This is a genomic window from Albibacterium bauzanense (assembly GCF_004339765.1).
Taxonomy (GTDB): domain Bacteria; phylum Bacteroidota; class Bacteroidia; order Sphingobacteriales; family Sphingobacteriaceae; genus Albibacterium; species Albibacterium bauzanense.
On sequence record NZ_SMGO01000001.1, the window covers coordinates 480,825 to 501,643 of the forward strand.

Genomic DNA, 20,819 nt, shown 5'->3' on the forward strand with positions numbered 1-20,819 from the left:
TTTATACAGTCCAAACTATCGGCCACCAATAATAAATAAACAAAAATATAAAGAGAATTGAAGTTAGATTAAGCCATAATCCAATCCTGGCCATCTCTCCTATCCTTATCTTGCCCGAACTGAAAACAATCGCATTAGGCGGTGTAGCTACCGGAAGCATGAAAGCGCAAGAAGCTGCTAAAGCAGCCCCCGCCAATAATGGTATTGGAGGAATACCTAAAGCTGCTGTCAAAGTTATCAATAATGGTAAAATCATGCTCGCGGTAGCAGTATTAGATGTTACTTCCGTTAAAAAATTAATTCCGGCAATAACAAACAAAGATATCAGCATAGCCGGAAGGAAATTAACAGCCATAAACTGCATAGCAAGCCAACTTGCCAAATCGGTCTGAGAAAAACCTTTTGCAATGGCCAAACCAGCACCAAAAATCAATAAAACATCCCATGGAAGCTTCTTAGCAGAACTCCAGGTCATTAATTTTCCTTTACCCTCACCTGCGGGAACCAAAAACATAAGTAAAGCACCAACAATGGCTATAATGGTGTCATCCAAACCAGGAATAAAAGTATCCCAAATAAATGAACGAGTAATCCAGAAAAAAGCAACTAATGAAAATATAGCCAATACCCGCTTCTCTTGAAGCGACATTTTACCTAGTTCCAATAATGCAACATGTTCAGCTTGATTCTCCATCTTTAACTTATAGCGTGTAAGATAAAGCCAGGTAGCAAATAATAATACAATACTCAAAGGAAGCGCAAACATCATCCACTGCATAAAAGAAATCTCGATTTGAAAAGCTTCCCGAACAACACCAGCAAGTATTAAATTAGGCGGCGTACCAATTAAAGTAGCCATTCCGCCAATAGAAGCTGCATAAGCAATACCCAACATCAAACTTCTGGAGAAAGGCTGCCTTTCTCCCATATGCTTTATAACCGACAAACCAATTGGAAGCATCATAATGGTAGTAGCCGTATTAGATAGCCACATCGATAAAAAGCCCGTAGCCAGCATAAAACCCAGAATCATCCGCTTCTCTCCTGTCCCTACAAAATTGATGATCTTATAAGCGATTCGCTGATGCAAGCCCCAGTTCTCAATAGCCATACCTAATATAAAACCACCCATAAACAGGAAAATAAAAGGGTGACCATAAGACGTAGTAGTTTGATCAATCGTTAAACCGCCTGCCAACGGCAAGAGAGCTAAAGGCAATAAAGAGGTAACAGGAAGTTCTGCAGCTTCACTAATCCACCAAACTGCTATCCAACAGGTACAAGCCAAAACCGCTTGCCCTTCAGGCGAAAGACCTTCTAAATGAATATACTTGATAATTAAAAAAGACAAAGGGCCAGCCAGCAGGAAGAAATTTTTCCAAGTCATAAAACAATAATCAGGTTATCAAGATTAGTTTATAGGATATTTCGAGCGTGGACCTAAAAATTCCTTTCGCTAATATAAAAAAATAAACTAAATCTTAATTACGATTACCTGATTTGTCCATCACCTCGAATCAGCCACTTCTCAGTAACTAATTTCTCCAATGCAAATGGTCCGCGGGCATGTAGCTTCTGAGTAGAAATACCAATCTCAGCACCCAGTCCAAATACACCTCCGTCTGTAAAACGAGTAGAAGCATTTACGTAAACTGCAGCAGCATCTACCTCATTTAAGAAGCGTACTTGTTTATCAGCATCCTTAGAAACAATGGCTTCCGAATGTTTAGACGAATAGTTTGAAATATGATCCAATGCCTCATCAATATTCTCCAAGACAAGAACCGAACATTTCATATCTAAAAACTCACGGCCAAAATCCTCCTGCGTTGCAGCTTGCAATTGCTTATAATTAGAATGAGATAAAATATCATACGATTCCTTATCTGCGAATATCTCTACCTGAAAATCTGCTAATTTAGGAGCTAATAATTCTAAAAATGGCTTAGCAATTGCCCGATCTACAATGACGGTATCCAATGCATTGCATACAGATGGACGAGTAACTTTAGCATTTACTACAATAGACACCGCCTTTTCTAAATCGGCAGTAGTTTCCACATAAGTATGGCAAACACCAGCACCCGTTTCTATTACCGGAACCTTCGAATTATTTCTTACAAATTGAATTAACTGATCAGAGCCACGGGGAATAATAATATCTACGTACTTTGAAGCATTCAACAATTCATCTACAAAACGACGATCGACCGGTAAAAGCTGAACAACAGCCCGGTTAATATTAAACTTATCTAAACACTGATGAATAAGCTCAACCAAGATCGTATTTGTATGAAAAGCATCACTACCACCACGAAGCAAACAAACGTTGCCTGAGCGAAGACAAAGAGCTGCCACATCAATCGTTACATTCGGTCTTGACTCATAGATCACTCCTACTACACCCAAAGGCACAGTTTTCTTGATAACCTGCAATCCATTATCCAATGTTCTTTCAACAATCACTTGATTGGCCGGATCTGGCAAAGCAGCAATTTCATCCAAGCTCGACGATAAATCATCAATGCGGGCATCCGTTAAAACTAAACGATCTTTCTTGGGGTCAGCATCATCCATTTTATTTAAATCCAATTGATTGCTCGCAAGGATTTCTTTTTTAGAATTCTTTAACCGTGTTGAAAGTTCTTTCAACAATGACTTTTTTACCTCCTCAGAAAGAGCTTGGACTACTGTAGTAGCTTTCGCTGCACTTTTAAGGATCTCTTGAATATTCTCCATTGTCTATGAATCGTAATGTTTATATAAATACAATATCATTGGCATTTGCCACTTCTAAATTCTGTTTCTTCAAATTCTTTATCAACTCGCTCGATGATATCTTGGTTTTCGCTACTGCAATGGCCACATTATCCTCATCCACGATCTCAATCACTTCTCCCTGCTCAAAATCACCAATAACCTCCTTTACACCAACAGCAAGCAAACTAAACCTTTTACTTAATGCAGCTGTAGCACCTAAATCTACCTTGATCTTTCCCTTTATCAAACTACCGCTTGCAAGCCAGCGATTTCTAGCCGACATCGAACAAGGTTGAGGTTCGCAAACGGTTCCTGCTTCCCCTTTAATAGCTTTCAAAATGCCGTTCTCAGTTCCTATTCCAAAAATAACTGCTTTTATACCCATTTGATTGGCCAAACGTGTATAAGTTAGTTTAGAAGTCATCCCTCCTAAACCAGATGCCGATTTCTCTTTGTTTGCCAATTGTAAAACCGATTTATCGCTCGTATCCAACGCTTTAATCAGCTCGCCATTAGCATCCAACACACCTGGAACCGATGTACTGAATAATAACAAAGATGCATTAAAACCTACAGCAATCAAAGTAGCCAGCTCATCATTATCAGAAAACTTGAGCTCCAGATTACTGACAACGTCATTTTCATTCGCTATCGGAATAATATTATTCTCCCAAAGTTTCTCGTAAGTCTTTTTTAATTGCAAAAACTGCTTCCGATTAGAAAAGTGAGTCCGTTCACTCAAACTTTGCGCAATATTAATACCACAGGGTGTAAAATATTGTGAGTATTTATTAAGCAACAACGTATTTCCAATAGCAGCTGCTGCCTTTCTTTCGCTTAAACCTTTCTTATAATCTTTTATAAAAGATTTACCCGCAGCCACCGCTCCCGAGGAAACTAAAACGATGTGATATTGTGAATGAATTTGTGCAACCTGTTGAGCAATACCAGCAATTACCTGCTCGTCCAGTTCTCCACTATTGGTAGTTATAGATGCTGTTCCAAATTTTATGACTAGTATCGGTTTCTTAAGAATTGACTTTTTCAAAATAATTGCCTTCGTATTTAAATAAAGGAACAAAATAGAGAATTTATTTATGAATTTGGAAATAGAACGGTAAAATAAAGGGAAATTGTTTTTTAAGAATTTAGTAAAAATGAAAGGTTCCCAAACGGGGAGAATGGGAACCTTTACTAACCAATTATAAACCTAAATTATGATAGTACAAATATAGTGTACATTATACACTTATTCAAATTTATAACGATTTTATTTTAATATTTTTAAAGCTAACATTATCACCATGATCCTGTAGTAAAATATGGCCCTTTTCAGCTTCACCAAAATTAGTCCAGTCTTTATATTTACTAGCAGCAACTAGCTTACGATACTCCTCTGAGCCTCTTACGTACGATAAAACTACTACTCCATTCAAATAATGCTCAACTCGTTTATCTGGATAAGCAACAATTCTACCACGGTTCCATTCTCCTATCGGACGCATAAAACGAGGCTGTTTATTTGAAGTAATCAGATCATATAAAGAGGCAATTGTACGATTACCATCTTTACCCAGCTTAGCATCCGGGTGCACAGCATCATCCAAAATCTGATACTCTAAACCAATGGCCGATCCGGCACTTTGCTCTGCCAGTGTAACGAAATATTTTACACCACTATTAGCTCCCGTAGTTAATTTAAATTCGAAGGAAAGATCAAAAGCACCATACTCATCTTTGGTTACAATATCTCCACCATTGGTAGATTCTGCTCCATCTGATGCCAGAACTGAAAGTATACCGTTTGATATTTCCCATCCTTTTTCTGGAAAAGTATCTTTATGAGCGCCTACCCATCCTTCACTTGTTTTTCCATCAAAAAGCAATTTATAACCGTCATTCTTTTCCTGATCAGATAAGCCATTAGTTGTTAAATTAACAACATACACTCCGGTTGGAAATGCTTTTGGAGTTAAGTTCTCTGTTTGTAATTCAATGTTTTTGAAATACACCTTTTTACCAACTTGTTCATCGCTAGATACTGAATGCACCTGTAAACCAATAAATCCGGTTGCATCCAGGGTATCAATAACATAGGCAATCGGGGTATCGTTAATCCAGGTCTTCAATTCATTTCCGATACTCTCAATTCTAAAATGATTATATTCTCCTACTTTAAATACTTCTTTTGCAGGTGGATTTAAATCAAGCGGATAAAGCCACATTCTGCGCGCTTCATCGTAGATCCCGCCAGTCCATTTCCGATCAGAAGCATCCACTTCTACTTGTCGGCCAAATACCAAACCTGCACCATCCTTACCTGCCGGGTCAAACTGGCCACGCGCCATAATTCCCGAATTGCTATTCACGCCTTCAATTTTAATATCTACATCTAAAATGAAATCACCATATTCCTTCTCGGTAATTAAGAATGTATTAGGAGTATTTTTAACCTGGGTACCTACTATTTCTCCATCGATGACTTCAAAAGGTGCCGTTCCGGCTACTTTCTTCCAGCCATCCAATGTCTGACCATCGAAGATTGGTTCTAATTTTACAGCAGAATCCGTCGCATTATTAGCTGACTGAGTACAAGACTGAAAAGATAAAAGAACAAACATAGCAGCAAAGGCAGTCGAAATATGACCTCGCTTTTGCACGATCGTTTTAAAAGAATTGGTGATCATAATTTAAGGGTTTTAAAATATTAATTAAGGGTTTTAAAAATAAAAGGATACGGTAGTATTCAACTCATGAACACTGTTTTTTGAATTACCGAATATAATACTTTGAAATTAATCGACAAAAAGAAAAAACATTCAATAACCTTGCTTTACGTATACGAATACAACCATCATATTTCCTTAATTACATCAACGTTAAAACAGCCTAAAAAACACAGATACAACGGAAGGACCACCCGAACATAACTCGGTTATGTAAACCATGGTATTATTATAGGTAATACAAGGTAGCTCTTCCTTGCTTCGTAATAAATCAGTAAATTGCTCAACAATAGCAGAAACTCATGAAAGATCGTCGGATTACCCAATCAAAAAACTACAAAAATGGTTCTTTTCAGAACCTCTCTTCTACTCCAACAATGGCTCCGGATGTTTCTTTTATTAGTATACTAAAAGATATGTTTCGTCGGCCGAAGAGCGTTCGTCCGCAGCATATGATTCCATCTGTTAAAACCGATTTAAAGTTGCTTTTCTCAAAAGAACCTTTAATTGTGTGGTTTGGCCACTCCTCCTATCTAATTCATTGCAATGGTAAAAACATCTTAGTAGATCCTGTTTTTAGTGGCCATGCATCACCCATGTCATTTATGGTGAAGGCTTTTAATGGCTCAAATGTATATACGGCAGAGGATATGCCTGAAATTGATCTGTTAATTTTGACTCATAACCATTATGATCATATGGACGTTCAGACTATCAACAAATTAACGGGGAAGGTGAAGAACTATTTAACAACAATTGGTGTTAAACGATCTTTAATAAACCTGGGTATTCCAGGGTATGCAATAACAGATCTGGACTGGTGGGAAAAGGAGGAGTATAATGAGCATTTAATATTAACCGCTACTCCGGCACGGCATTTCTCTGGCAGAGGAATTAGAAGAGGTGGAAGCTTATGGGCTTCTTTTGTACTTGAAATGGAAGGTTATAAGATCTTCATTGGTGGAGATTCAGGCTATGATAGCCATTTTAAATTAATTGGAGAGACCTTTGGCCCTTTTGATATAGCAATCCTTGAATGCGGACAATACAACACATCGTGGCCTTTTATACACATGATGCCTGAAGAAACAGTACAGGCTTGTATTGACTTAAATGCTGCAACATTGTTTCCGGTACATTGGGGGAAGTTTGCTTTGGCAAATCACCCCTGGGATGAACCCATTCAGCGTGTTAAACAAAGTGCTGACCAAAAAGGATTAAGAATGATAGCTCCTATGATTGGAGAACCCATTATGATAAGAAAGAACCAACCAGACAATGAGCAAACAGCTTCTGATAGTTATTTGCAAAAAGAATGGTGGAAACTTGACTTATAATAATGGGTTTCTATTGAAAATAATTATTTTTTTGTTTCAACTCTTCCACTTTCCCGGTCGCTCTTTCTGCCGATAGCATAACCGCTACCGCCGCCGATTGCAGCTCCAATAGCTGCTCCTCTAACTGGCTTATCTTTATCAATTAAAGCTCCGCCGATAGCTCCTACACCTGCACCAATTGCAGTACCTTTGGCAGCATCGCTCCAGCCTTTCTTTTGTTGCTCTTCAGCAGCTTCTGGCGAAGCATGAATTACCGTACTGGTATTTGTGGTAGGAATTATATTTGATTCCTTTTTAGAATAGCTTTTAGCAGCTTCCTGCTCTGCAAGCGCAGCTTTTGCTGCTTCAGCCCTTTTGAAACTATCCAATTTCAAACTATCATTTACTCGCTTTTCTGCCATTTCCTGAGCGAGAACATCTTGTTTTTCGCCTGATGCATTACCGCATGCTGTTAAAAGACTAAGAGATACTGCAGTCAATGCTATAAAGGTTATCGCACTATTTTTCATTTTACTTTGTATTTGAAATTTGTCAGAATATTTAATTTATACCAAGCAGCTATAAGAAATAACTATGCCAAAGACAAAATAACGGACTGATTTAACTGAGGTAGTTGGTATCTAAACTCTCGTATATTGAGTTATTGCTTAAAAATTCAGGTATTACTTCCTTCATCTTACGAACTACTAACTCGTTATCTTGCATCTCATTAATTTCCAATAATTCTATAATGGCAGTATTGGCTTCCTCGTAGGAATGGTTCCTCACTTTAGCTATATTTATTTTTTTATGATGGGTAGGAAGCGTAAGTTCAGAAGAAGCTAATAGCTCTTCATATAATTTTTCACCCGGTCTTAAGCCAGTATATACAATCTTTATATCTACTCCCTCATTAAAACCTGCCAGCTGAATCATCTTCTTCGCCATATCAACAATCTTAACCGGCTTACCCATATCAAAAACAAAGATTTCTCCGCCATGTCCCATTGTACCGGCTTCTAAAACCAATTGTACGGCTTCAGATATGGTCATAAAATAACGCGTAATCTCAGGATGGGTAACTGTAACCGGGCCGCCCTTTTCAATCTGTGCCCGAAAGCGTGGTATTACAGAACCATTAGAACCCAATACATTGCCGAAACGGGTAGTTATAAATCGGGTTTTTAAAATAGGCGAATTCAGAGCCTGAATATATATTTCTGCCAGACGCTTAGAGGCTCCCATCACATTCGTGGGATTAACTGCCTTATCGGTAGATATCATCACAAACTTTTCGACCTCATATTTAACAGCAAGATCTGCAATATGCTTTGTTCCACCTACATTTACATCAACCGCCTCAAATGGATTATGCTCCATTAATGGTACATGCTTATAAGCTGCAGCGTGATAGATTACTTGAATATCATACGTTTTAAAGACAAATTCCATCCGATTAGCGTCACGTACATCAGCTATGATCATCATAACTGAGGCATCGGGAAAGGTTTCTTCTATTTCTAACTGAATGGCATGTAAAGGTGATTCAGCATTGTCGCAAAGTATCAATAAAGTTGGCTCATATTGCAAAACTTGTCGCACAATTTCAGAACCTATAGAACCGGCTGCACCAGTTATCAGAACACGTTTGCCATGGAGATCAGTTTTTACGCGGCTTTGATCTATTTTAATAGGTTTGCGCTGCAGAAGATCTTCAATGCGAAGCTCATGCATTTGTTTCCGTTTAAGAGTCCCTGAAAGCCATTTACTGGATGGAGGCACTGTAATAACTTTAATTCCTAAACGAAGGCTGCGTTCTATAACCACCTTTTTAGAACGTTCGTCTAAGTTCTCATGAACAATGATCAGTTCTTGTATTTTCTTATATTTCTTAAGTTCAGGCAGTTCTTTAAAATGATAAACCTTCTTTTGCTCCATATAGCTATAAAGCCTGTTGCGATTGATATCAATAAAACCCACAACAACATAGTTTACTTCTTGATTACTCTCTAATGCTTGTTTTACCAGTATGGCATTTTTGTCGGAACCATAAATTAAAACGTTTACAAACTCTTTTCCGGCAAATCGACGTGTTAAAAACTGATAAACATTCCGCCCTATTACACGTAGCATAACCAATAAAGATGTACAAATAAAGAAGTTGATAAGTACAATTAAAAAGAGGTTTTCATGCTCATCGCCTATAACTGTCTGCGCAAACAGAAGCATAAAACTTAAAAAGATAATATTAAAAGTAATAGAAGCAGAAAATATACGGAATAGATCTACACTATTAGAGTAACGCAGCAAACCTGTGTGCATACGGCCAACATAAAGTGTGGCAATTGCAATAATGGAAAAAGAAGCGGTATAGATAGCGAAACGCAGTGGACTTATTAATGTAAATTCGAAACCCTTAACTAATAAGAAAGAGAAAGAAAAGGACCAGGAAACAATTAGCAAATCTAAAATTAAGATAGTCCATCTAGATACAGTCTTTCCTTCTAAGAGGAATTGTTTCATTTTCTCTTTTATATTGAAAACAAATTCATTCTGAATCATTGTTTATGGGCTCTGTTTAGAAAAAATGTGTGAATGACAAATTATAATCGTCAATCTGTATAAATTTGTTTAATACAGATCAGCCAAAATTAATCAATAAATGTTCAACAAGAAATACTATTCATCAATTTATACTAAAGCGTACTGTAAGATAGAATATTTTGTTCTAAATAAGCTTGTATATTAATCAAAAAGGACGAACAGCTTATACAGAAAATCTATATAAACTGTTCGTCTTAAAACTGGGCTTAGAAAAAACAAGCACAGAATAGAATTATTTTTGCGGTGGCAATGAAGGTCTTATTTCTATTTTACTAGGAAGAGAACGAGCATTCATTTTCAAAATATCTGCTACGAGTTCACCGATATCCTCTTTTTGAATTTTCCATGCATCCTGATCGCTAATTTCATGGCCATTAAAAGCAGTAGCAACAGATCCCGGCATAATGGTAGTTACACGAATTCCGAGTTTACGAATGTCGAGCATTACAGCTTGAGTAAAACCAGTAAGACCAAATTTACTTGCATTATAGGCAGATGCACCTTCGAAGAAATTAGTTCCCGCTAAACTAGAGATCGTAATAAAGTAGCCTTTAGAAGCAGCTAAAGCATCTAAAGAGGCTTTTATACTATAGAATGGACCGGTTAAATTGGTATCAATAGTTTCATGCCATTCTTCAAGAGATAGATCAGTAATAGAAGCAAAATGCCCAACACCGGCATTAGCTACAAACACATCTACCCTACCCCATTTCTCTAATACCTCTTTTACAGCAGCTGTTTGAGATTCAAAAGAACGAACATCCACTTCCAAACCGATTACAGCACCAATTCCAACTCCCTTTAATTTCTTAACTGCTTGCAGAGCTCTTTCTTCAGACCTGGAAGTAATTGCAACATTATATCCTTCCTTTAATAAGGATTCTGCAATTCCATAACCGATACCTGAACTTCCACCAGTAATTATCGCTACTTTATCAATTTGTGTCATAGTCTTAATAGTATTACGTTTATTCATTTATGTTAATTACGAAGCTACAGGAAATATATGAGAACAATATTTCCAGACTGTAAAATTTCATTAATTTATATAGAATTACAAAATTGCACTCAGTTTTCGTATATTTATAAATGCAATAACGCATAATAAATTATAAACAACCATGGGAAGAAATGATAATAAAAACTCGAATAAGAATCAGAAAAAAGCTCCCAAAGATGCAAGTTTGGCTGGTTCAAAAGTAGTCTCAGACTACCAGGCAGGCAAAAAAAGCAAATCATCCGACCTGGATAGCAAAAAGAAATAATTAACTAACGAGTGTAGGGTTTGATTAGATTTATTTGTCTTTTAGTTTTTGCGCTCTCAATTAATCCATCTTTCGGTCAGGATGTGGAAGATGAGTACATGATAGAATTAGCAAAAGAACTGTTTCTAGGACTTCCAATAAAATCTGACCTGCCCAGCTCTCTTTCTTTATTAAAAGAATCTAATAAAGTTGATAAAGTAACTGTCCTGGACGAAAATATAAAGGCTACATTCATCAGTCACCCAATCCTTAATATTAACTCCATAAAAGGCGATGACAGGTCTGGATCAGCAGATATTGAACTCTTATTTTACAACAATCAAATTTTTGAAAGAAGAATTATAGTAAATAACCAATGCGATCTTACAGCTTTCAATACTCTATATAATCTCTTGAAAGCTGTATCATTTCATATAGAAGCAGAAAAACCTGTAACAGATTCAACCAGCTATCGTAGAAACACTCTTTTCACCGCAAAGGATGGAAGGAATCTGGCTCATATTGAACTTTCTTATAACCCTGCTCTCTTTAACCCCGAAAGAGACCTGACTGATAAAGCTAAAACAATTGCTATTGTCTTTGCTATTTACGACAATACCTTATATTAGGTTTACCTAACCTTTAAAATTAGCTGTTATTATTTTGTCGCAATCACCCCTATAATTGTCGCAGTAATATATATATCTGTTCTTTCTATACGTTAAATTTGTATATATCAACCAGTTAATATATTTATTATGAAAAATTCAATTTATCCATGTCTATGGTTTAATAATGAGGCAGAGGCAGCAGCAAATTTTTATTGTTCTGTTTTTAAAAATTCAGAGATAACATTAAAAAGCCCCTTAGTTGTTAACTTCAACTTATACGGTGAAAAATTTATGGGCCTAAATGGCGGGCCTGCATTTAAAAAGAATCCGTCCATCTCCTTTTTTGTATTATGTGAAACTGTAGAAGAAACCAATCAAACCTGGGATAAACTTAAAGATGGTGGTTCAGTACTAATGCCTATTGATAAATATCCATGGAGCGAACGATATGGTTGGGTTCAGGATCGTTTTGGCGTTAGTTGGCAGCTTTATTTAGGACAAATGCAAGACGTAGGACAAAAGTTCACCCCCTCATTCATGTTCGTAAAAGAGCAATCTGGTAAAGCAGAAGAGGCTGTTCATTTTTATACTTCAATTTTTGAAAACTCAAGTATAAACGGTATTGCGAAATATACTGCCGAAGACGCTGATGTTGAAGGTTATGTAAAGCATGCCCAGTTCAAGCTTAATGATCAGGTGTTTATGGCAATGGATAGCTCTGCAGAACATGAGTTTTCGTTCAATGAGGGAATCTCTATTGTGGTAGGTTGTAAAACACAGGAGGAGATAGATTATTACTGGAATAAGCTATTAGAAGGCGGTAAGGAAAGTCAGTGTGGTTGGCTAGAAGACAAATTTGGTGTTTCATGGCAAATCGTTCCAAATGTTCTAGATGAATTAATGTCTGACTCCGTAAAATTTGAACGCGTTATGCAAGAAGTTATGAAAATGAGAAAATTAGATATTCAAACTATGGTTGACGCTTAATTTTAATTATTAGCTCAATTTTTTAAACAATAATATTATGAAAAACGAAAGTAAATCTATGCAAATGCTACATTTCTCAATAAGCATTCATGCACCCAAAGAAAAGGTATGGCATACCATGTTGGATGATAAAACATACCCTAAATGGACAACTGTATTTCATGAAGGTTCTCTCTATAAAGGAAGTTGGGAAAAAGGAAGTAAAATCCAATTTTTAGATCCTACAGGCTCGGGAATGTTTTCGAGAATTGAAGAAAACAAACCTTATGAATTTGTTTCAATTGAACATTTAGGCTTTATAAAAGATGGAAAGGAAGATTTAAAAAGTGAAGGAGCAAAAGCCCTGGCTGGAGCACATGAAAACTATACCTTCAAAGAAAAGGATGGAATAACCGACCTTTCAATAGATGCAGATACGCCTGAAGAATATAAAGAGATGTTCGAAGATATGTGGCCAAAAGCATTGTCAAAGCTTAGAGAGCTTGCTGAGGAATAAACATATTTAATCTAACAATTTAAGAAATATAGTCATGGAAAAAATCACATTAAATGCTTATTTACTTTTCGATGGAAACTGTCGGGAAGCAATGGAATTTTACCAACAAATTTTTGGAGGAGAGCTTCAAATGATGACATTCGGACAAGTTGATGATAGTTGTCCGGCAGCTAAAAAAGATTCAATTATGCACGCTAGCCTTATGGGAGGAGAAGTTGATTTAATGGCATCCGATAATCCCGAGGATAAACCATCTGGCAAAGGAAACATAAGCCTCGCCCTTAGTGGTTATGATGAAGAAAAGCTCCGCAAAAGGTTCTCTGATTTAAGTATGGGAGGGAATATATTTATGCATTTGGAGAAACAAATTTGGGGAGATCTCTATGGTGCCTTTACTGATAAGTTTGGCATCGACTGGATGGTTAATATCGGCACTAAAAAATAGTGGGTAATTGGAGAAGAGATAATATATTTGCTTAACTTTATTTAATACAAACAATAATTTATGAGCGACTCAACAAACTCTTCTTCAATTAATGCAATATCTCACAATGTATATTTTGATGGTAAGGTTCAAAGCCTTGGAATAGACACAGAACAAGGTAAAGCTACACTAGGTGTAATGAAAAAAGGAACCTATGAGTTTTCTACTTCTTCACCAGAAAGAATGGTAGTAGTGTCTGGTATCATGAATGTTAGATTACCGGAAGCTAGCTGGAAAAAGTACCAGGAACACGAAGAGTTTAATGTAGAAGCTAATACTACATTTGAGGTTTTATGTGATACGGATGTTGCGTATATATGTTATTATGGGTAGATAGCCGTTCACTACCAGCTGTTGGATTACCAATAGCAAAGAAACATCATCCATTTCTAACAAAATCATCAATCAAGCTTGCAACTGCATCTGAATTTTCCTCAGGTGCAAAGTGTCCGCTATCGACAATTTTCTTTGCTTTAACTTGTGTAAGGCCACTTAATTGAAAACCTTGCACATAATCCTCTATGTTACCCTGTTCTTCAGCACCCTTTAAATACAATAAAGGTACATCAGAAATAATATTCAAGTTCCTTTCTTTTTCGTCTTCAGCAAAGGAACGATACCATCCCAAACTTGTACTCAATGCCTCTTTCGAATTATAAGCCTGAACATATTTCTCTCTCCTATCTGGAGCTATAGCATCCTTTTTTGCAGCAATTGAATTATAAAAATAATCGAAGAGCAGATTCAGTTTGCCGCTAATTAACTGCTCAGGCAATTCTGGCACTGAAAAGAAAGCAAAATGCCAAATAAAAGGATTCCGCTTAACCTGTTCCCAAGGTGCGACACCAGGAACGGCCGTACACATGATGACGGCTTTAGATAAGTATTCGAAAAAGTGTTTAATAAAAGCATAGCAAACCATTCCTCCAACATCATGACCAACAAGAACAATATTCTTTAGGCCAAGAACATCAAGTAAATTCTTGATAAATTTCGCAATAGATAATTTAGTTGTAGAAGCGATACTTTCAGTTTGTCCGATTCCGGGCAGATCTATAGCCATTATATGATAATCATCCTGCAACAATCTCATAAGCTGTTCAAATTCCATCCAGGTTTCCGGATATCCATGAAGACAAAGTATTGTCTGTTTGGATTTATCTCCAGCCTCCACTACATGTGTCGAAATCCCGTTAACCAGTACTTGAGAATGCTTAAAATTATAAGATGAGATATTCATAAATCGCTATTATAAAAGTTTATTCAACTTAAGCCAATTCAATGCAAGAAGCATGGATTCAGACAATAATAACAGCTATAAATCAAATTAAGTTTTCGGTCTTACGTTTATCGTTTAGATATAAATAAGTATAAATGAAGGGCTTTAAACAGAGAAAGCCACAAGAAGGTTATTCTTATGGCTTTTATGAGGTATTTACTACCTATATTTTAGTACCCCCAACAAGATTCGAACTTGTGACCGACGGTTTAGAAAACCGTTGCTCTATCCAGCTGAGCTATGGAGGCTCGTTGTTAAAACGAATGCAAAATTAATAAAATCTTTAACATTCGAGCAAATTAAAGCAACAATATCTGCATTTTCAATCTTATTAAATAATGCTTAATTAACTCTTTGGAGCATTATTTGTTTCGACAACTTGTTTCTTCTTGAATATCTTGCGTTTACCGTTATTAGATTTTTTATTTGTCGGACGACCATTTGATTTTAAAGGCTCTTTTGGCTCTTCACCATAAATACCTGGCAATGCTACACGGTCAACTTTTCGATCCATTAACTCCTCTATTGACTTAAACTTACCGTAATCTTTATTATTAACGAAAGTTATTGCAGTACCTGTACTTTCTGCCCGAGCTGTACGACCAATTCTATGAATATAATCCTCCGGATCGCCTGGTACATCAAAATTCACTACCAAATCAATCCCATCCACGTCAATCCCTCTGGAAAGCACATCTGTACCTACCAACACATTCAGCTTCCTATTCTTAAAATCAAGCAATATCTGCTGTCTTTCATCTTGTTTCAAATCGGAGTGAAAAGCTTTTACCTTTAGGCCGGTCTTCTTTAAATCTAAGTCTAAGCGCTTTACCTTCTCTTTCGTTGAAGCAAAAACTATTACACTCTTAAATTCACCATTCTTCAAAATATCTACCAAAAGAGCGTTTTTATTCTCATCATACACCCGGTAGCATTGTTGAAGAATACCTTCAGCCGGACTAGAAGTAGCAATATTTACTTGCTGTGGATTCTTCAGCAGCTTTTGAGCAAACTGCCTGATCTTTGAAGGCATTGTTGCAGAGAAAAGCAATGTTTGACGCTGAGCAGGAAGCTTCCGGATAATATGTAACAAATCTTCCTGGAAACCCATATCCAACATCCTGTCTGCTTCATCAAGAACCAGGAATTTGATATCATTGAAAAGAACTCCCCCTGAATTTAAGTGAGCAATTAACCTGCCTGGGGTAGCTATTACAATATCTACACCCTCTCTTAAGGATCTTCGTTGTTGCTCATAATCTATCCCATTTCCACCACCATATATTGCGATAGAGCTAATGCCTGTAAAATAAGCTAACCCTTCAATCTGTTGATCAATTTGCAAGGCTAGTTCACGCGTAGGAGCTAATACCAAGGCACTTATAGGCGGTTTCTTAGCTAACTTACAAATACCATCCATTACGGGAAGTAAATAAGAAGCTGTTTTTCCTGTACCTGTCTGGGCACACGCAATTAAATCGTGGTTTGATTGAATAAGAGGAATTGCTTGAGCTTGTATTGGAGTAGGGCTTTTATAACCCATACTATTCAGTCCGTCTAAAAGACGTTCATCAAAATTAAAATCAGTAAAAATCAATATTATATATATTATTAGAAATGTAAAAGTATTAAAAATAAGTGAAAGTCAACCTTTTATCGAACGTTTTATGCAAACAAAAAACGCACTAAATATTTATTAAGTCAAAATACCCAAAATAATTCCTAATTTTGTATCCCGTACAAAAACATTTAGAAAAGGGTCTAAAAAGATCATTTCCTATAAGAATATCCAACATATCAATATGACAAAATACATTTTCGTTACGGGCGGCGTTACCTCCTCGTTAGGTAAAGGCATTATTTCAGCATCTTTAGCTAAACTTCTTCAGGCGCGTGGCTACAAAGTTACCATTCAAAAATTCGATCCTTATATTAATATTGATCCGGGAACATTAAATCCTTACGAACATGGAGAATGCTACGTAACAGAAGATGGAGCAGAAACAGATTTGGACTTGGGTCACTACGAACGATTTTTAGATACTCCTACCTCACAGGCAAACAATATTACTACCGGAAGAATTTATCAACATGTAATTCAAAAAGAACGTGCTGGTGATTATTTAGGTAAAACAGTTCAGGTTGTACCCCATATTACAGACGAAATTAAACGAAATATGCGTTTATTGGGAGAGGGTGGCAATTATGATATTGTTATAACTGAACTTGGCGGTACCGTAGGCGATATTGAATCGCTACCTTTTATTGAAGCTGTTCGTCAGCTTCGATGGGAATTAGGCAGCAATGATTCACTGGTTATACATCTTACTTTAGTACCATTCTTAGCTGCAGCAGGCGAATTAAAAACCAAGCCTACACAGCATTCGGTAAAAATGCTTTTAGAATATGGTATCCAGCCAGATATCCTGGTTTGCCGTACAGAGCATCACTTAAATGCAGAACTTCGAAAAAAAATAGCCTTATTCTGTAATGTCAATCTAAATGCAGTTATAGAATCAATAGATGCTCCTTCAATTTATGATGTTCCTCTATTGATGCTAAGAGAACAGCTTGACAAAACCGTTTTAGCAAAATTAAAACTTCCAACCCGGTCTGAGCCAGAACTGTCTTTATGGAAGAACTTTCTTGGTAAGGTTAAAAACCCCACCTCTGAGATCAAGATTGGCTTAGTAGGAAAATATGTTGAATTACCCGATGCATATAAATCTATTAACGAATCATTTATCCATGCCGGAGCAGTAAATGAGTGTAAAGTGATCGTTAAATACCTTTCGTCTGAGAGCATTACAGAAGGTAATGTTGTTGATAAATTAAAAGGATTAAGCGGCATTATCGTTGCTCCTGGTTTTGGAGAAAGAGGATTAGAGGGAAAAATTGCTTCAATTCAATATGCCCGTGAAAATCAGATTCCCTTTTTCGGAATTTGCTTAGGTATGCAATGTGCTGTTATTGAATTTGCAAGAAATGTTTTAGGAATAAAAGATGCAAACAGCTTCGAAATGAATTCTAAAACGAAGCACCCTGTGATAAACTTAATGGATGAGCAGAAAAAGATTAAAAATAAAGGCGGAACTATGCGATTAGGCTCCTACCCTTGCGATCTTAAAAAAGGCTCTAAGGCAGCTGCTATCTATGGAAAAGTAAAAATTACAGAACGCCATCGCCATCGTTATGAATTTAACAACAAATACCTTCAGCAATTTGAAAATGGAGGAATGATTGCTTCAGGTATAAATCCTGATAATGGGCTGGTAGAGATTATAGAACTTAAAAACCACCCATTTTTTATAGGATCTCAGTTTCACCCTGAATTAAAATCAACAGTTGTTAATCCGCATCCACTTTTTGTTAACTTTGTAGCCGCTTCTTTACAGCATGCCAAGAAGGTTAATGAAGAACGAAAAATAACTACTAAATAGATAAAACTAAATAGAAATTAATAGAATAATATATTAAGTATGGATAGAAATACGTTTACCGGCCTCTTTTTAATGTTAATTATTATCGTTGGTTCGGTATTCTTGATGAGGCCATCTGATGAAGAAATTAAAAGAGAGCAGCTTTTACAAGACTCTATTGCACTTGCAAAAACACAAGGTGTAAACTCCACTACAAACAATACAGTCACCAGCACTGCAGCAGACAGCACCTTAGCGATCCCTACACAAGATTCAATAGTTGCCACCGGCCCTTTTGGTAGCTCTAAAAATGGAAGCGAAAAGCTTATCACATTAGAAAACGAGCTTCTTAAAGTTAACATTACCAATAAAGGTGGAAGGATTAAATCTGTTGAGCTGAAAAACGAAGTTGATTATACCGGCAAACCTTTAATTATGTTTGACGGAGATGAAAACACCTTCGGCTTACAATTTTCAAGCGCAGGTGAAAATATCATTACCAACAACTTATATTTTGCCGGCCCAGATCAAGGATTTGAAGTAAGTAACAGTGATTCTTCTTCAGTAACTCTACGTTTAAATTATGCCGAAGGCAAGTATATTGATTATATCTACTCATTAAAAGGCAATAGCTATCAGGTTGGTTTCGTTGTAGTTACAAAAGGAATGCAAGATGTGGTTGCTCCTGGCGAGAAACAATTAATCCTGAACTGGAACTCCGCGCTTTCACAAAAAGAGAAAGATATTGCTAATGAACAACGTTATTCTACAGCTTATTTTAGAACAGCAGAAGGTGATGTTGAAAGCCTGAGTACAGGGAAAGATGATCAAGAAGATATTGGAAAAACCGATTGGATTACCTTTAAACAACACTTTTTCTCAAATACACTGATAGCTGATCAAGATTTTGCAAGTGGAACTTTAGCTGTAAATACAACTGCTGAAGCAAATGTTGTTAAAACTTTCGAAGCAAATCTAAACCTGGATTTCGCACGACAAGATATCAATACTTATCCGATGAAATTCTTTTTCGGACCTAATAAGTATTCCATATTAAAGGATCAAGGATATGATTTTGAGCAACAAATTGATTTAGGATGGGGACCAATGACCTGGATTAACAGGTTTATTACTTTACCCGTTTTTAATGTTCTCGAAGATTTTAATCTGGGATATGGCATAATCATTCTTATACTTACCGTTCTTCTTAAATTAGTTTTATCACCATTGAGCTACAAATCATATGTATCAATGGCCAAAATGCGGGTATTAAAACCTGAAATGGATGAAATTAAGAAGAAGGTTGGTGAGGATAACCCTACCCTGCTACAACAAGAATACCTCAAGCTCTATAAGCAGGCTGGCGTAAACCCCATGGGAGGTTGTATTCCTATGATTTTACAGATGCCGTTTACCATTGCTTTCTTCTTCTTTTTCCCTAACCTATTTGAGCTGAGGGGAGAGAGCTTCTTATGGATGAATGACTTATCGACCTACGATGCTATTATAACCTTCAAACCTATTTTCGGAGTTGGACATATTAGTTTAATGGTTATTTTAATGACCCTTGCTACCTTGCTTTCAACCTGGTATAACAATTCAGTATCAGGTGTAACAGGGCAAATGAAGTACATTGGTTACTTTATGCCGTTAATATTCTTATTCGTTTTGAATAGCTATCCGTCTGGATTAACTTACTACTATTTCCTTTCAACCTTATTTACATTCGGACAGCAGTTTGCTATTCGTCAAATGATTAACGACGAAAAGATTCACGCAAAACTTCAGGAGAATAAAAAGAAACCAGAGTCAAAGAAAAAGAAATCAGGTTTTCAAAAACGTATGGAAGATTATATGCGTCAGCAAACTCCTCCAACTCCTGCTCCTAAAAAGAAATAAGAATAAAATTAAGACAATAAAAAAGGCGTTCAAATTGAACGCCTTTTTTATTGTCTTAATTTCTCCTACTATTTAGTACTCATCTTCGTTAAAAAAGAAATCTTCCTTTGTAGGATAGTCCGGCCAAATCTCTTCGATATTTTCATAGGGCTCTCCGTCATCCTCCAGGGCTTGTAAGTTCTCTATAACTTCAACAGGAGCACCTGAACGGATTCCATAATCTATTAATTCATCTTTAGTTGCCGGCCAAGGCGCATCTTCTAAGTGAGATGCCAGCTCTAATGTCCAGTACATAATTCGTTGTATTTATTAGTGTTCAATTTTGCGCAAAAATATAATAATTATTGACATAATCAAATTTATTTGAAAACAATCGTTTATAAACGAGGTACCCAAATATTCTCTTCAATTTTATCGTCAAAAGATACCTTTCTTCCAAGCACAAAAAGGTAATCACTTAAGCGATTTAAATAGATCAAAACCTTCTCATCCACAAAACTTTCTTCTGATAAATGCACGGTTATTCGCTCTGCTCTGCGGCACACACACCGCGCTAAATGACAGCTGGCTACTGGCAATTCTCCGCCAGGCAATATAAAATGTTTCAAAGGAGGCAATTCCTCATTCATCTTATCAATTTCTTCTTCCAAAAGAGTAACATCTGATTCATATAGATCAGGTATTTTCATTTTTGAATGCTCAGGATCAGAAGCCAAGGAAGAACCAATGGTAAACAAACGGTCCTGAATTTCCTTCAATACTACTGCTTGTCTTTCGTCTATTTTCTGACTCCTGATTAAGCCAATATAGGAGTTAAGCTCATCGATCGTACCGTAGCTTTCAATCCGTAAATGATGCTTAGCAACCCTTGTACCCCCTATTAGAGAGGTCTGCCCTTTATCACCTTTTTTTGTATAGATCTTCATGTATATAATTTTAATACGTTCAATATAATAATTAATAGGAATAAAAAAGGCACTTTATCTTGATTAGA

At 36.5% G+C, this 20,819-nt stretch carries 20 protein-coding genes and 1 tRNA gene; 9 read left to right on the forward strand and 12 right to left on the reverse strand.

Annotated elements, in window-relative coordinates:
* Position 1: 1 nt before the first annotated feature.
* The 4 genes from C8N28_RS02150 to C8N28_RS02165 all read right to left on the reverse strand — a co-directional run bounded on the left by C8N28_RS02150 (position 2) and on the right by C8N28_RS02165 (position 5,447).
* Positions 2-1,387, reverse strand: a complete 1,386-nt coding sequence (locus C8N28_RS02150) for an SLC13 family permease (protein ID WP_132221090.1) — start codon at positions 1,385-1,387, stop codon at positions 2-4.
* Positions 1,388-1,491: 104 nt separating this feature from the next.
* Positions 1,492-2,739, reverse strand: coding sequence for a glutamate-5-semialdehyde dehydrogenase (locus tag C8N28_RS02155; RefSeq protein WP_132221092.1), 1,248 nt, complete (start codon positions 2,737-2,739; stop codon positions 1,492-1,494).
* Positions 2,740-2,758: 19 nt separating this feature from the next.
* Entirely contained in the window at positions 2,759-3,808 is a 1,050-nt protein-coding gene (gene proB / locus C8N28_RS02160; protein ID WP_246012701.1) for a glutamate 5-kinase, read from the reverse strand.
* 211 nt (positions 3,809-4,019) lie between these two features.
* Positions 4,020-5,447, reverse strand: a complete 1,428-nt coding sequence (locus C8N28_RS02165) for a 3-keto-disaccharide hydrolase (RefSeq protein ID WP_246012703.1) — start codon at positions 5,445-5,447, stop codon at positions 4,020-4,022.
* A gap of 341 nt (positions 5,448-5,788) precedes the next feature.
* Between C8N28_RS02165 and C8N28_RS02170 the strand changes: the two genes are divergently transcribed.
* Positions 5,789-6,823 carry an MBL fold metallo-hydrolase gene (locus tag C8N28_RS02170; RefSeq protein ID WP_132221094.1) on the forward strand — a complete coding sequence of 345 codons (1,035 nt, stop codon included), beginning with the start codon at positions 5,789-5,791 and terminating at the stop codon, positions 6,821-6,823.
* Between the two features lie 23 nt (positions 6,824-6,846).
* On the opposite strand, the gene C8N28_RS02175 is transcribed toward C8N28_RS02170, so the two are convergent.
* From C8N28_RS02175 to C8N28_RS02185, 3 genes are all read right to left on the reverse strand, one after another.
* On the reverse strand, positions 6,847-7,332 hold the full coding sequence (locus C8N28_RS02175; protein ID WP_185140115.1) for a YMGG-like glycine zipper-containing protein: 486 nt from the start codon (positions 7,330-7,332) through the stop codon (positions 6,847-6,849).
* A 91-nt stretch (positions 7,333-7,423) separates the two neighbouring features.
* On the reverse strand, positions 7,424-9,325 hold the full coding sequence (locus C8N28_RS02180; RefSeq protein ID WP_132221096.1) for a polysaccharide biosynthesis protein: 1,902 nt from the start codon (positions 9,323-9,325) through the stop codon (positions 7,424-7,426).
* Positions 9,326-9,638: 313 nt separating this feature from the next.
* Positions 9,639-10,382, reverse strand: a complete 744-nt coding sequence (locus C8N28_RS02185) for an SDR family oxidoreductase (RefSeq protein WP_246012705.1) — start codon at positions 10,380-10,382, stop codon at positions 9,639-9,641.
* 145 nt (positions 10,383-10,527) lie between these two features.
* On the opposite strand from C8N28_RS02185, the gene C8N28_RS13765 reads away from it, so the two are divergent.
* From C8N28_RS13765 to ppnP, 6 genes are all read left to right on the forward strand, one after another.
* Positions 10,528-10,671, forward strand: coding sequence for a hypothetical protein (locus tag C8N28_RS13765; RefSeq protein WP_165870285.1), 144 nt, complete (start codon positions 10,528-10,530; stop codon positions 10,669-10,671).
* Between the two features lie 20 nt (positions 10,672-10,691).
* A complete protein-coding gene (locus C8N28_RS02190; protein WP_132221098.1) occupies positions 10,692-11,279 on the forward strand; it encodes a hypothetical protein in 588 nt (195 codons plus the stop codon).
* A gap of 129 nt (positions 11,280-11,408) precedes the next feature.
* The gene (locus C8N28_RS02195; RefSeq protein ID WP_132221100.1) at positions 11,409-12,248 is read left to right on the forward strand and encodes a VOC family protein; all 840 of its coding nucleotides are present in this window, start codon (positions 11,409-11,411) and stop codon (positions 12,246-12,248) included.
* Between the two features lie 37 nt (positions 12,249-12,285).
* A complete protein-coding gene (locus C8N28_RS02200) occupies positions 12,286-12,744 on the forward strand; it encodes an SRPBCC domain-containing protein (protein ID WP_246012707.1) in 459 nt (152 codons plus the stop codon).
* 34 nt (positions 12,745-12,778) lie between these two features.
* Positions 12,779-13,189, forward strand: a complete 411-nt coding sequence (locus tag C8N28_RS02205; RefSeq protein WP_132221102.1) for a VOC family protein — start codon at positions 12,779-12,781, stop codon at positions 13,187-13,189.
* A 60-nt stretch (positions 13,190-13,249) separates the two neighbouring features.
* On the forward strand, positions 13,250-13,561 hold the full coding sequence (gene ppnP / locus C8N28_RS02210) for a pyrimidine/purine nucleoside phosphorylase (protein WP_221410176.1): 312 nt from the start codon (positions 13,250-13,252) through the stop codon (positions 13,559-13,561).
* Between the two features lie 46 nt (positions 13,562-13,607).
* Here ppnP and C8N28_RS02215 read toward each other — a convergent pair whose 3' ends face one another.
* From C8N28_RS02215 to C8N28_RS02225, 3 genes are all read right to left on the reverse strand, one after another.
* A complete protein-coding gene (locus C8N28_RS02215) occupies positions 13,608-14,468 on the reverse strand; it encodes an alpha/beta fold hydrolase (protein ID WP_132221104.1) in 861 nt (286 codons plus the stop codon).
* Between the two features lie 213 nt (positions 14,469-14,681).
* Positions 14,682-14,755 (reverse strand) — tRNA-Arg (locus tag C8N28_RS02220).
* A gap of 98 nt (positions 14,756-14,853) precedes the next feature.
* Positions 14,854-16,104 carry a DEAD/DEAH box helicase gene (locus tag C8N28_RS02225; protein ID WP_185140116.1) on the reverse strand — a complete coding sequence of 417 codons (1,251 nt, stop codon included), beginning with the start codon at positions 16,102-16,104 and terminating at the stop codon, positions 14,854-14,856.
* Positions 16,105-16,309: 205 nt separating this feature from the next.
* On the opposite strand from C8N28_RS02225, the gene C8N28_RS02230 reads away from it, so the two are divergent.
* A complete protein-coding gene (locus tag C8N28_RS02230) occupies positions 16,310-17,947 on the forward strand; it encodes a CTP synthase (RefSeq protein ID WP_132221106.1) in 1,638 nt (545 codons plus the stop codon).
* 39 nt (positions 17,948-17,986) lie between these two features.
* Positions 17,987-19,825 (forward strand): membrane protein insertase YidC, encoded by a 1,839-nt coding sequence (gene yidC, locus C8N28_RS02235; RefSeq protein WP_132221108.1) that lies wholly within the window; start codon positions 17,987-17,989, stop codon positions 19,823-19,825.
* Positions 19,826-19,897: 72 nt separating this feature from the next.
* On the opposite strand, the gene C8N28_RS02240 is transcribed toward yidC, so the two are convergent.
* Together C8N28_RS02240 and C8N28_RS02245 are read right to left on the reverse strand one after the other, a co-directional pair.
* On the reverse strand, positions 19,898-20,119 hold the full coding sequence (locus C8N28_RS02240; RefSeq protein WP_132221110.1) for a DUF2795 domain-containing protein: 222 nt from the start codon (positions 20,117-20,119) through the stop codon (positions 19,898-19,900).
* Positions 20,120-20,202: 83 nt separating this feature from the next.
* Complete coding sequence (locus C8N28_RS02245; protein ID WP_132221112.1) at positions 20,203-20,751, reverse strand: cob(I)yrinic acid a,c-diamide adenosyltransferase; 549 nt, start codon at positions 20,749-20,751, stop codon at positions 20,203-20,205.
* Between the last annotated feature and the right edge of the window lie 68 nt (positions 20,752-20,819).

What these genes read in the sequence shown, in the direction of transcription:
- C8N28_RS02185 (WP_246012705.1), bottom strand. Translation starts at nt 10,382, where the DNA reads ATGAATAAACGTAATACTATTAAGACTATGACACAAATTGATAAAGTA.
- C8N28_RS02155 (WP_132221092.1), bottom strand. Translation starts at nt 2,739, where the DNA reads ATGGAGAATATTCAAGAGATCCTTAAAAGTGCAGCGAAAGCTACTACA.
- C8N28_RS02240 (WP_132221110.1), bottom strand. Translation starts at nt 20,119, where the DNA reads ATGTACTGGACATTAGAGCTGGCATCTCACTTAGAAGATGCGCCTTGG.
- C8N28_RS02170 (WP_132221094.1), top strand. Translation starts at nt 5,789, where the DNA reads ATGAAAGATCGTCGGATTACCCAATCAAAAAACTACAAAAATGGTTCT.
- C8N28_RS02200 (WP_246012707.1), top strand. Translation starts at nt 12,286, where the DNA reads ATGAAAAACGAAAGTAAATCTATGCAAATGCTACATTTCTCAATAAGC.
- C8N28_RS13765 (WP_165870285.1), top strand. Translation starts at nt 10,528, where the DNA reads ATGGGAAGAAATGATAATAAAAACTCGAATAAGAATCAGAAAAAAGCT.
- C8N28_RS02150 (WP_132221090.1), bottom strand. Translation starts at nt 1,387, where the DNA reads ATGACTTGGAAAAATTTCTTCCTGCTGGCTGGCCCTTTGTCTTTTTTA.
- yidC (WP_132221108.1), top strand. Translation starts at nt 17,987, where the DNA reads ATGGATAGAAATACGTTTACCGGCCTCTTTTTAATGTTAATTATTATC.
- C8N28_RS02195 (WP_132221100.1), top strand. Translation starts at nt 11,409, where the DNA reads ATGAAAAATTCAATTTATCCATGTCTATGGTTTAATAATGAGGCAGAG.
- C8N28_RS02175 (WP_185140115.1), bottom strand. Translation starts at nt 7,332, where the DNA reads ATGAAAAATAGTGCGATAACCTTTATAGCATTGACTGCAGTATCTCTT.
- C8N28_RS02165 (WP_246012703.1), bottom strand. Translation starts at nt 5,447, where the DNA reads ATGATCACCAATTCTTTTAAAACGATCGTGCAAAAGCGAGGTCATATT.
- ppnP (WP_221410176.1), top strand. Translation starts at nt 13,250, where the DNA reads ATGAGCGACTCAACAAACTCTTCTTCAATTAATGCAATATCTCACAAT.
- C8N28_RS02180 (WP_132221096.1), bottom strand. Translation starts at nt 9,325, where the DNA reads ATGAAACAATTCCTCTTAGAAGGAAAGACTGTATCTAGATGGACTATC.
- C8N28_RS02205 (WP_132221102.1), top strand. Translation starts at nt 12,779, where the DNA reads ATGGAAAAAATCACATTAAATGCTTATTTACTTTTCGATGGAAACTGT.
- C8N28_RS02230 (WP_132221106.1), top strand. Translation starts at nt 16,310, where the DNA reads ATGACAAAATACATTTTCGTTACGGGCGGCGTTACCTCCTCGTTAGGT.
- C8N28_RS02245 (WP_132221112.1), bottom strand. Translation starts at nt 20,751, where the DNA reads ATGAAGATCTATACAAAAAAAGGTGATAAAGGGCAGACCTCTCTAATA.
- C8N28_RS02215 (WP_132221104.1), bottom strand. Translation starts at nt 14,468, where the DNA reads ATGAATATCTCATCTTATAATTTTAAGCATTCTCAAGTACTGGTTAAC.